This is a genomic window from Bradyrhizobium sp. 76, from assembly GCF_023073025.1.
GTDB lineage: Bacteria > Pseudomonadota > Alphaproteobacteria > Rhizobiales > Xanthobacteraceae > Bradyrhizobium.
In genome coordinates, this window is the sequence record NZ_JADPIS010000159.1 from 1 (window position 1) to 11,010 (window position 11,010).

The 11,010-nt window shown below is 57.3% G+C and carries 6 protein-coding genes and 2 pseudogenes; 7 read left to right on the plus strand and 1 reads right to left on the minus strand.

What is annotated here, in order from left to right:
• Positions 1-402: 402 nt before the first annotated feature.
• The 5 genes and pseudogenes from IVB48_RS40605 (at position 403) to IVB48_RS40625 (ending at position 8,373) form a co-directional block, all read left to right on the plus strand.
• Positions 403-2,092 (plus strand): annotated as a pseudogene (locus tag IVB48_RS40605) (MFS transporter).
• Positions 2,093-2,829: 737 nt separating this feature from the next.
• Positions 2,830-3,651 (plus strand): transporter substrate-binding domain-containing protein, encoded by an 822-nt coding sequence (locus IVB48_RS40610; protein ID WP_247408854.1) that lies wholly within the window; start codon positions 2,830-2,832, stop codon positions 3,649-3,651.
• Positions 3,652-3,800: 149 nt separating this feature from the next.
• Positions 3,801-5,180, plus strand: coding sequence for an acyclic terpene utilization AtuA family protein (locus tag IVB48_RS40615; protein ID WP_247408855.1), 1,380 nt, complete (start codon positions 3,801-3,803; stop codon positions 5,178-5,180).
• 1 nt (position 5,181) lies between these two features.
• Positions 5,182-5,541, plus strand: a complete 360-nt coding sequence (locus IVB48_RS40620; protein ID WP_247408856.1) for a DUF4387 domain-containing protein — start codon at positions 5,182-5,184, stop codon at positions 5,539-5,541.
• Between the two features lie 1,848 nt (positions 5,542-7,389).
• Positions 7,390-8,373, plus strand: coding sequence for a hypothetical protein (locus IVB48_RS40625; protein ID WP_247408857.1), 984 nt, complete (start codon positions 7,390-7,392; stop codon positions 8,371-8,373).
• Positions 8,374-8,437: 64 nt separating this feature from the next.
• Here the strand turns inward: IVB48_RS40625 and IVB48_RS40630 are convergent, their stop codons facing one another.
• Positions 8,438-8,728: a MarR family transcriptional regulator gene (locus IVB48_RS40630; protein ID WP_247408858.1), complete on the minus strand. Its 291-nt coding sequence runs from the start codon at positions 8,726-8,728 to the stop codon at positions 8,438-8,440.
• A 142-nt stretch (positions 8,729-8,870) separates the two neighbouring features.
• Here IVB48_RS40630 and IVB48_RS40635 point away from each other — a divergent pair.
• Positions 8,871-9,744 (plus strand): annotated as a pseudogene (locus tag IVB48_RS40635) (IS3 family transposase); the annotation flags it as partial.
• Between the two features lie 132 nt (positions 9,745-9,876).
• Positions 9,877-10,338: a transporter substrate-binding domain-containing protein gene (locus tag IVB48_RS40640; protein ID WP_346659033.1), complete on the plus strand. Its 462-nt coding sequence runs from the start codon at positions 9,877-9,879 to the stop codon at positions 10,336-10,338.
• The last annotated feature ends 672 nt before the right edge of the window (positions 10,339-11,010 follow it).

An 11,010-nucleotide genomic window follows, 5' to 3' on the forward strand; every position in this document is an offset into this window, starting at 1 on the left:
TGCCATCCTCCCAAATCACCACTTCCCCGAAAGTTCGGTGGACGTCGATGCCAATCACCCGTCGCATTCGCACCTCCTGCCAATCAGACCACATGACGGGAGCTACGGGCGACACGACAACTACGGATTCGCGCTCTCAGCGCAACCGGGCGAGTCGCAGAGGCGGCCAGCTACTAACTCGAGCTCTCAGCTCATCGAATGCATCGGCCTGCCCGCACCTTCGTGCTCCCGGTGCCTCTGTCCCGATGGTCGCACCATACGCCACGACGCAGAACACCGCAGCGGAACGTTGGCACCGAGACATCTCATACCGGTTACCAACCCCATCGAAAGCACCTTCGCCCCTCAAGCAGTTTGAAGACCAGCGCGAGTGCCGTCTTGTTGGACAGGCAGCCCTTCGATATTACGAATGTGGCCAAGCTCCGGGTCTTCAGCGGCGATGGCATCGCCGCGCCGTTGAGGTATGCCAATTTCCGGCGCATTTGGCTAGCGAGCCTGCTCACTAATCTCGGCATCCTGATTCAGGGCGTCGGCGCGGCTTGGGCGATGACAAAAATGACCTCATCGGCTGACAAGGTCGCGCTAGTCCAGACCGCGTTGTCACTACCGGTCATGTTGGTCTCAATGCCCGCGGGCGCGATCGCCGACATGCTTGACCGACGCAAAGTGGCGCTCGTCTCGCTTGGTATCGAGCTTGCCGGCGCGATTGCCCTCATGACGCTCGCCTGGTTGAATCTGGTCACACCGAACCTTTTGCTGGCGCTCTGCTTTGTCGCCGGCGGCGGTATGGCGCTGATGGGGCCGGCCTGGCAGTCCTCAGTCACCGAGCAGGTTCCGTCGGAAACTCTTCCCGCAGCAGTCGCGCTCAACAGCATTAGTTACAATATCGCGCGCAGCGTGGGGCCTGCAATCGGGGGCATCGTCGTTGCTGCGGCTGGCGCAGTGGCTGCGTTTGCACTCAACGCGCTATTATATCTGCCGCTGATCGCGGCACTGTTCATGTGGAAACGGATCGCCGAACCCTCGCGCCTCCCTCCTGAAAGGCTCGGCCGCGCCGTCGTGTCGGGCGTGCGCTACATCACCAATTCGCCATCGATAAGAACAGTACTGATCCGCACCTTGGTGAGCGGCATCAGCAGCGGTGCGATCATCGCGCTGTTGCCCTTGGTCGTGCGGGATCTCTTGCACGATGGTGCTCAGACCTATGGGATCATGCTCGGGGTCTTTTGGTTTCGGCGCGGTGATCGGCGCGCTTAACCTCCCGCAGGTGCGGAAGCGCATGAGCGGCGAGGCGGCAATCCGGGCCTGCACGCTCTCCATGGGGGCGGCGATTGCTGCCGTAGCACTGAGCCGCCAATCAACGTTGACGGCGGCCGCACTTCTCCTGACGGGCGCCATGTGGACTATGACATGGACGATTTTCAACATTGGCGTGCAATTATCGGCTCCGCGGTGGGTTGCGGGACGCTCGCTCGCGGCCTATGGGGCGGCGAGCTCAGGGGGGATTGCCGTCGGCAGCTGCGGCTGGGGCTATCTGACCGATGCCGCCGGGGTCGAAACGGCGCATTTGGTGTCGGCTGCCCTGATGCTGGCCTCGCCCCTCATTGGTCTGTGGCTGCCGATGCCGCGTATAGGCGCGCGCGGAGAAGAGCCCGAGTTGAGCGATGATCCCGAAGTGCGGCTGGCACTGACCGGGCGCAGTGGGCCGCTGGTGGTCGAGGTCGAATATCGCGTCAAGCAAGAAAATGCCCGAGCATTTTACAACGTGATGCAGGAAGTGCAGTTGCTAAGGGAACGCAATGGCGCCTACGCATGGTCGATAGCGCGCGATATCGCAGATCCCGAATCGTGGATCGAGCGTTATCGCTGCCCGACCTGGTTCGACTACCTTCGGCAGCGAAATCGCTCGACGAGTTCAGAGCGTGCAATAGAAAGAAAGGCCAGGGCCTTTCACGTCGGCGCCGATCCGGTGCGCATCCGCCGTATGCTGGAGAGACCATTCGGCTCCGTACGGTGGAAGGACGATACGCCCGACCGCGCCGCGAGCGAGGTACTGCCGGTGATCACAAGCGGTGCAGGTGGCAACACGTAACCCTCTGTCAACAAGCGAATGTGAAGACGGCAAAAAAGCGTAGTAGGGCGGCTCGGAAGATGCGAAGAAACGTTTGCCGAATGATGATGAAGCGGAGTGGTTCGGCCGACGCTACAAGGCACGAGCGGGTCTCCGATAAACGTTTGTTGTGCAATCGGTCCTTGAATTCATTCTCACGTCGATCGACGTCTGGGCGGCAGATTGCGCCTTTGTCTGGAGCCTTGTTTGAGCGCCGATTTGATCGACAATTATCGCCCATAGTGTGATCAGTTTTCCCACTGAGAGGGATGAACTGGATCGTGCAAGTTTTCTCGTGCTTTGCATCATCCATCGAATACGCGATTCATGCCTTCGGCTTTACGGTCGGACCCGTTTGGAGCCGGTCGCGCCACACGATGAACGCCTCAATGCCGTTTCCTGATTTGTAGGCTGCAGGCGCATCGAATTCGACCATAAGCGGATGTTCGTTCTGCGAAGTTCCTGCTGTTTTCGTATCCGATCAGATCCCATGTTCCAAAGTGAGCTGAACGTTGAGCAGGGCCGCCGTCTCTCGATAACTGTGTCTCGATAAACACGAGCATACTGATCTCAGCAGTTTTCAGTAGATCAATTCCAGTCTGATCTTAGTATCTCCGAAATTGGTATTGGTGGAGAAGACACGAGTCGCTCACCGTGCATCAAAAATAAGACCTGGTTGATTTGGAGGAGGCGGTATGCTTGCATCACCAAGAGTCTCGTTGCTCATCCTGCTGCTGGCAACCGCTGGCTTATCGCTCCCAACGTTTGCGCAAACCGAGAACCCTCTTCTCGCCTCAGTCCGCAAAGCCGGGCAAGTAAAGGTGGCTCTGGCCTCGTTACCCCCCTACATTGCTGTGTCGCCAGATGGGAAGGCGACGGGTTATGTTGTCGAGGTGCTGAATTTGGCGCTCAAGGGCATGAATCTGCCGGAGCTTGCGCCGACACTCATGGCGTGGGATGCGCTGATTCCTGGACTGGACGCTCATCAAGTCGATTTCATAGGCGGAAGTGTGATCACTCAAGCGCGCTGCAAAGCGGTCGTGTTCGCGGCGCCAATTTGGGTAACCCAGGACGGCCTGTATGTCCTACCTGGAAATCCAAAGCACTTGACGGGCTTCTCGCAGGTGGCGCGGCGCCCTGACATCAAACTTGCGGTAACCAATGGGTCAACGCAGGAAGCGTATGCGTTGAAGCAGGGAGTCAAGCCTGAGCAACTCGTACGCGTGCCAGATGTTCAAGCCGGCGCCGCAACGGTCACCGGTGGTCGGGCGGACGCATATGCAGTCGGTCAATTCAGCATTGTCAATCCGGAGAAAAAAGGCCTGCAAGTTGTCGTCGAGAACCAAGCGCCCATGTATGGCTTTGCTCCGGCGTTTCGCAAGGGAGACTCGCGGTTTCGCGACGCCTTCAGCGAACAGCTCAACCTGTTGCGCAGCAATGGCTCGATGCGGCAGCTATACACCGACAAATACGGGGTTCCGAACTGGGATAAGCTCGCCAACATAACCAAAGCCAGTGACACCGAGCCAAGCTGTCAGTAGGGCAGCAGCTGCTATGAGAAACGTTTCCACTAGCGCCTGCGCGATGGCGATCTGCTCTTCCTGGGCTGCGAAAGCCGTGCGGCGTGCGGATCTTGAAAGCTCGTGCAAATGACAGCTAGCGCTGGGCGATCAGGAGTATCGAGCTCGAAGTGTTTGGTAACATCGCCACCATGAAGGGAGAAATCATGAAATCCGTAAGAATACTTGCGCCCACTGGGTGCATGGGCGCGGGGTTTGGAGTTGATGCTCTGGAGCGCGGTATGACGCTGCGCCCCGATGCAATTGCGGTTGACGCAGGCTCGACAGATCAGGGGCCATATCATCTCGGCTCAGGCGTGCCGCTCTATTCGGACCGCATCATCAAACGAGAGCTTGCGAGCTTGGTGCAGGCATCGCGCAAGGCGCGAATTCCATTCATTATCGGGAGCGCCGGCGGAGCCGGAACGAACGCGCAGGTGGACCGGGTCGCTGAACTTGTCAGGGAGATTGCTGGTGAAATGGGTTTGCACTTCAAACTGGCTAAGATCTACGCCGAGATTCCCAAGGAACGGGTAGTCGCCGCGATCAAAGCCGGTGAGGTGCGTGACTTTGAGGCAGGTTTTGAACTGACTGCCGAGGATGTGCAGGCATGCTCAGGGCTAGTTGCCCAAATGGGCGACGAACCATTTCGCCATGCTCTAGACCAGGGTGCTGACGTGGTGATCGCCGGCCGATCTTGCGATGACAGCGCGATTGCGTCCTTCGCGATCTGGAAGGGGGCCAATCAAGCCTTGGCTATTCATATGGGCAAGATCCTAGAATGCGGTGCGTTCAGCGCCGAACCATTCGGGATGGATGTAATGCTTGGCACATTGGACGATGAGGGATTCACCCTTGAGCCCGGTAGCCTCGCCCGCCGGGCTTCGAAAAAATCGGTGGCCGCCCATTCGCTATATGAACGAGAGGACCCGTTCGTGCAGCATGGACCAGGGCGCGTACTCGATTTTTCGAAGTGCAAATTTGAGCAGGTGGATGATCGCCGAGTACGGGTAACAGGAACGACGGGACAACGTACCGGCGACTATTGGATCAAGTTAGAAGGTGCCAAGCCCGTCGGTTATCGATCATTGTGCATCGTTGGTGTGCGCTGTCCTACGATGATCTCTCGAATCGATACTGTGCTGGAGCAGGTGCGCCAAATGACTCACCAGCGCGTGCCCGATCCATCAGTTCAAATCATATTCCGTAAGTACGGAATCGATGCGGTAATGCGAGACTTTGAAGTGGAGAAGACATTGCCCCACGAAGTAGGACTGGTTCTCGAGACCATCGCAAGCACCCAGGACGTAGCATACGACGCGTGCAATGCAGTCTCTGGAAAGTTGGCGCATGTCAGCTACGAAGGCCAGAAAAATACGTCAGGTAATTTAGCTATGCCGTACTCACCACGAGTGCAAAACATCGGCTTGCAATATGAATTCGGCGCCTACCACCTGATGAAAGTGTCTTCCCCGCTTGAGTGCTTTCCTGTCGTGATGGAGGAGGTGTGAGATGGAGCAGACCCGTCTGGTTAAGCTTGGCAATTTGGCTGCGATCGTTCGCAGCAAGAACGCGGGCCCATACCGTATTACGCTCGACGTGCTTTTCGAGCGGGAAGACCTGTATGCCGCCGTGTCAAACAGCAAAGCGATTACCGCCGAGAGTGTGGCACATGCCTACGGCGTGGGGCGCGAAAAAGTCTCATCATTCTTCGAGATTCCCGTCGCTCGCGCGTTCAAGATCACGTTTTTTCGACCAAATGTGCAGTGCGCGGTCGGCGAAAGTGACGTATTTGGAGCTCAACAGCACGTTCCTCTTATGAACATACTCATTCCGGTTCCCTCTACTGTATCGGAGTATCGCGACGTTTGATCGTATTCTGAATTGCTTGTGATGTTGGCCAGGCAGCCGGCGGGAGGTAAGTGTGCCTCTCGCCGAAAAGGGTTACGAGCAGTTCGTCAGGCGCGGGCCCAGCTTTGCGTGTCGATGTGTAGGTGTCTGCCTTCGACAGGGCAACCCTGAACGTGCCGGGGCTTGGTAGCAAATTCCGGACTCAAGGAAGGTCTCATGTAAGCCCTTTTGACCGTACCAGCGACGGGCTCCTGCAAGGGGGCGAGGCCTTGCAGGATTCGATATAGTGTGTCGGGTGCTATATTACTGACGGCGGACCGATCACGGCCGTTTCACATCCCGTTTCCCTCGAAAGTTCGCGAAGCGTTCCGCCATCGCCAGCCGCCGGCAGCAGTTGGAATTCGAACTCGTTCTCAAAACAAAGCGACAGCGAGCTCAGCAGGAGCGCTCATGCCAGCGCTGCTTTTATGCGGTTGAGAAGAGTGATACTTCGAAGTTTATCTTGAGACTTGCTGAAGAGCCGCAAATCGATTGTTCGCATTGCTCGGCTGCCGACGAACTCGTTCGAGCGAGCGTGTCGGAGCAGATGTCTAGATTGTTTCAGGCTGCACAGAGTACGTTGCGGCCGTTCGTCGCTTTACTCGACTAAGACGGCGTCCATTAGCAGCTCGATTAAAGCGTCGAGCGCAGCTTGGCTGAGATGCGGCCGGGAGCTTAGTCGAATATCGACCTTGGGTTGACTGCAAGCTCGGGCGGTTTCGGACGGAATTCGTCGTGAACTTGCGTCAATAAGCTCGGGCCGCTTCAGTGTCGTCTTGGAGCACTCGCGATTGAGGCGCGGATGCACGCACTTTAAGAATGGGCGTGTTTCAAAACGGGCGATGCGAGCGCCGCGACGACTTCTGTTCCCGAATGCATCTCATCCGGAGTTTCTGAGTGTTTACTGCGGGATGAAGCAGACGATATCAATTCCAATCTGGTGTTGATCTCTGCGAAATTGGTATTGGCCTCGCCGGAGGAAATTCATCCAAAGTTTATCCAAGTAACGACTTATTAATGTCAGCGGGGGGCCGACATGTATCTTCTGAAGTCGACGCTACGTTCCTTCTGCAGCCGAAATACTCACTTCGACATCGAAACAGGCCGGAGCCGATCTTATCGGGTCCGCTGGACAGGGCCAGCGAGGTTCACGTGACGCCGCTCCGGATTGAAGAGCGTCTTGCCGAGCTTAGCGCGCGACGATTTTCGCGGAAGTTGGAGAAACTTGCAGCGGCATTCTGCAAAAAGTCCGTCATCCACCTGAGCTCGCTATGTTGCAGGTCCTGCAAGTACACGCACTGATCGTCTACACAAGGGGCGCAGGTATGAGAAACACTGTTCGGCGCTACTCAACGGCTGCCAGTCTCGCTTATGCAAGCTCGAAGCACCAAGGAGATAAGCGTGAGGTCCATAACATCGGTCGCGCATCTGGGGCAACGATTCAAGCCGCTGATCCTGTCCGGTGGCTCATCACAATACGCGAAGTGTCGGGCCACGGCGGAGAACTTGATCGAGTGTTGGGCTGGAGCTGCCTGACAGGTGGGTGGCGTCCCTCAGGGGGCACACTCATGATGATCTGATGAAGAAGCGGCAGGTAGGGCGCCGCGTTTTCTGCATAATTATCAAAACACGACTGGAGCAGGGGAGGCAGCAACTATGTCCGGCAACCAGAGGGTTAAGGCGGCTAGTCGCGATCTTTGTACGAACCGTCTGGACTTGGTCCATCCAGCGCAGCGGGCGAAGATCTCCACCACGGGAGCAAATCGGATGGAGGACGCTACTTGGCCTTATGTAAGGGGCGATCTTGCGTCAACACGGCGGAGCGCCACGATGTTTCTTGAAAGTCTCCAAAACTTTCACACCGCTATGGGGCGGGAGGAATGGGTCGCAAGATGGAGAAAGCTTGGTGATGCTCACCGGCTTGCCGGTGAGCTGAGCTTGAAAAAAGGAGCCTTCGAAGAGGCAACTCAGGCATGTCTTTGCGCGTTAACCAGCTTTGAGGTTGCCAGGCGGCTACTTGATGAAGACGATCCGCAATTTGGAGAGCTCTCGACTAGAATCGAGGAAGCAATTGATGTGTTCGGATCATCGCAGGCGCGAAAGCTTCAGCTGGTGGATATTTCAGGCTGCGATCAAACCGAATTTCCGGCCTACTACTTGCCTGGCACTGGTCAGGATTCATGCGCTCCAGCAGTCATTTGCATAAGCAAGGAAGATGAAACTGGCGTGACTCTCCTCGCGCGGCTATTGCCGGTGGTGATCGATCGAAACGTCTCTGTTCTCGTTGTCTCTCATGCGGACGTCTCTAACCACGTGCCCGCAAAATCGGAAATGCCGTTGTCTTGTTGTTTGGACTACCTCTCCGTTCAGCACGAGATTGATGACAGTCGGATCGGCGTCTATGGCGAAGGGCTGTCTGCCGTTCTAGCCACTGATTTTGCTGTATCTGATCGCCGCGTTGCTGCGGCGGTTTGCGACGGCGGACTTTGGAATTGGGCGCGCACGCTGGCGTCTGTCAGCTGGCTGGCCACGAATCAAGATGTAATGGACGAGGACGCTGCGTCGGCGCGCCGCCTACGCTTGGTCCGACAGTTAAGATGCCCGGTATTGGTGGTTGCCGGCGGCCGTGGCATTGTCAGCGTGTCGGAGGCGACCACGTTACTAGCTGACTGCGCAGCGGGCCGCATCGACCTGGAGTTGCTCGTCTCGCGAATGGCGCGCACTCCCATGGGGGATATCGAAAACTTCGTTCCTTCCGATGATTTCATCTTCGGGTGGATGGAACATAAGCTGGCACACAGTTCGGCTACATAAATTTGTCGACCAACACAGAACTGTAGACTGATATCGACAGCAAGGCGGCATCGTCGCCACGACCTTATAAAATGCCGATGCTCAGCTTTTGAGATGCCAACTGGCTATTCTTGGCGATCGAGGCAAGCCGCTTATTGAGGTAGTGGAGGGACTCCTCGTCGAGGCCGCCAAACATGGTCGAGTTGAGTGCTTTTCTTGTCATCGACAGATTTGTGATTTCCTCTCGCGCCTTCTGAGTCAACGAAATCTGCAGAAATCTCGCGTCCTCAGGAGACGTTACGCGGGTCAAAAACTCCATTTTTTCAAGTTTTTTAGTCTGGTTGGTGACGAAGGCCGGGTGGATGGATGGCGTCACCACTCTCAAGTGCGCAACAACCCATGGACCAGGTTTTTTAACGGGGTCATTACCACCAAGATCGTATCGCCGCTCCCCTCCGGTCGGCAATCTAGCACAGGCCCGTTTCTATCCCACAGGGGGAGCGCAGCGCCGCGCATAGTTTTTTAGAAGGAGCGCTCACCAAGGCGGGATTGCTGAGCGCAAAGCGATGATCGACCGTGAGCACGATCTGTCGATCACCAGGCAAGCGGAAGTTTTGCAGATCAGCCGCGGCAGCATTTATTACCTGCCGCGCCCGGTTCCGGACGCCGATCTCGCGATCATGCGGCGTCTCGACCGGCTGCATCTGGAGTTTCCCTTCGAGGTTCGCGCATGCTGAGAGGCCTGCTGGCTGCCGAGCGGGGCAAGATCGGCCGTCGGCATGTGAAGACGCTGATGCGGCGGATGGGGATAGAGGCGCTCTATCGCCGTCCGCGCACCACCAGACCCGAGCCCGGCCACAAGATCCATCCATACTTGCTGCGCGGCATGGCGATCAGGCGTCCGAACCAGGTCTGGGCGATGGACATCACTTACATCCCGATGGCGCGTGGCTTCGTGTATCTTGCTGTCGTGCTCGATTGGGCTACCCGACGAGTATTGTCGTGGGGTTGTCGATCACGATGGAAGCGGCCTTCGCGTCGAGACCCTGGAGGATGCCTTGGCGCGGCACGGCCGGCCTGACGTCTTCAATACCGACCAGGGTTCGCAGTTCACCGGTGCGGCCTTCACCGCCGTGCTCGCCGGCAACGGCATCGCCATCAGCATGGACGGCAAGGGCGCCTGGCGGGACAACGTCTTCGTCGAGCGGCTATGGCGCAGCGTCAAATACGAGGAGGTCTATCTGCGAGCCTACGAAACTGTCGGCGAGGCGCGACATTCGATCGGCCGCTATCTCGACTTCTACAACGCACGAAGGCCCCCATTCGAGCCTTGACGACCGCACCCCGAATCAAGCCTACTTCGACTTTCCGCCGCTCCGCGCGGCCGCCTAACCCCGGCAGAGGCTCCACTTATCGACGCGGAGATTCCGTTCAGACAACCGGGACCAGCTCTCGGCTTCTGCAGAAGAAGACACTCTTCTTGCCTCGATCCGCAAAGCCGGCCAAGTGAAGGTCGAAGTGGGAGTGGCTCCTACCTACGTGGTCGCATCTCCCGATGGGAAGATGTCAGGCTATGCGATTGACGTAATTGACCTGGTGCTCAAAGGAATGAGCCTACCACAGCTTACGCCGATCCTCATTGCGTGGGACGCACAGATCCCTGCTTTGCAAGCCCGCCAGATGGACTTTCTGGCCTTTGACCTGATCTCCGAGGCCCGGTGCAAGCGCGGGACGATATTTTCGGCTCCCTACTTCTCAATGCAGGATGCGCTCTACGTTCTACCCGGAAATCCCAAGCATTTGATGGGCTATTCACACGTTGTGCAAAACCCTGATGTCAAGCTGGCTGTAACGACAGGGTCGAGTCAGGAAGCATACGCCCTGAAGAAAGGCGTCAAGCCCGAGCAACTTGTGAAGGTTCCGGACCTGCAGGCCGGGGCCGCGACCGTCATCGGCGGTCGGGCGGACGCATACGCGCTCGGTTAGTTCACGATCGTCAATCCGGCGCAGAAAGGTCTCGAGGTCGTCGTTGACGAACAGGCACCACTGAACGCGCGCGGCGTAGCCTTCCGCAAGGAAGACGTGCGATTCCGCGACGCATTCAACGATCAGCTGAATCTGTTGCGGAGCGACGGCCTGTTGAAAGAACTGTATGCCGTGAAGTACGGATTCCCTAACTTTGATACATTCGCCGGCTTGACCAAGGGCCAGCGACATCGTGCCAAGTTGTGAGTGAGCTGCACTGCATTGAATACCATACCGCACGAGCAGCCGGCCCTTCGGCCAGGCGATCTGATTGGAGGACCTGCTCGTGCGGATAACTGCTCCGTACTCGGCGTGAGCAAGGAGTGGAGAACCATCAAGCTAACTGGGAGTCAGAACATGCTGCGCTGCCGGGTCGGCCGAAAGGACGCGCCGACACAGTCGGCCGCAGCCGCGAGGGAGCTCGACTACCTCATCCAGCTCAGTGCCCTCTCGACATAATGCCCGAAGTGTGTCCGGGCACAAAGCTTAAGCACTAGTCAAAAGGTCGCGATCTTTGATCCTGGAATTGCTGGTATTTTCGGGAGATTCGTTTTTCGGCATGGAGAGCTGGGATGGGTCACCCAAGATCGGACGGGAGTGAATCGCGGTTTGCGGCCTATGTCGAGGGGCTTG

Excerpts from the sequence above, each read along its gene's own strand:
- IVB48_RS40620 (WP_247408856.1), top strand. The coding sequence starts at position 5,182 with ATGGAGCAGACCCGTCTGGTTAAGCTTGGCAATTTGGCTGCGATCGTT.
- IVB48_RS40625 (WP_247408857.1), top strand. The coding sequence starts at position 7,390 with ATGTTTCTTGAAAGTCTCCAAAACTTTCACACCGCTATGGGGCGGGAG.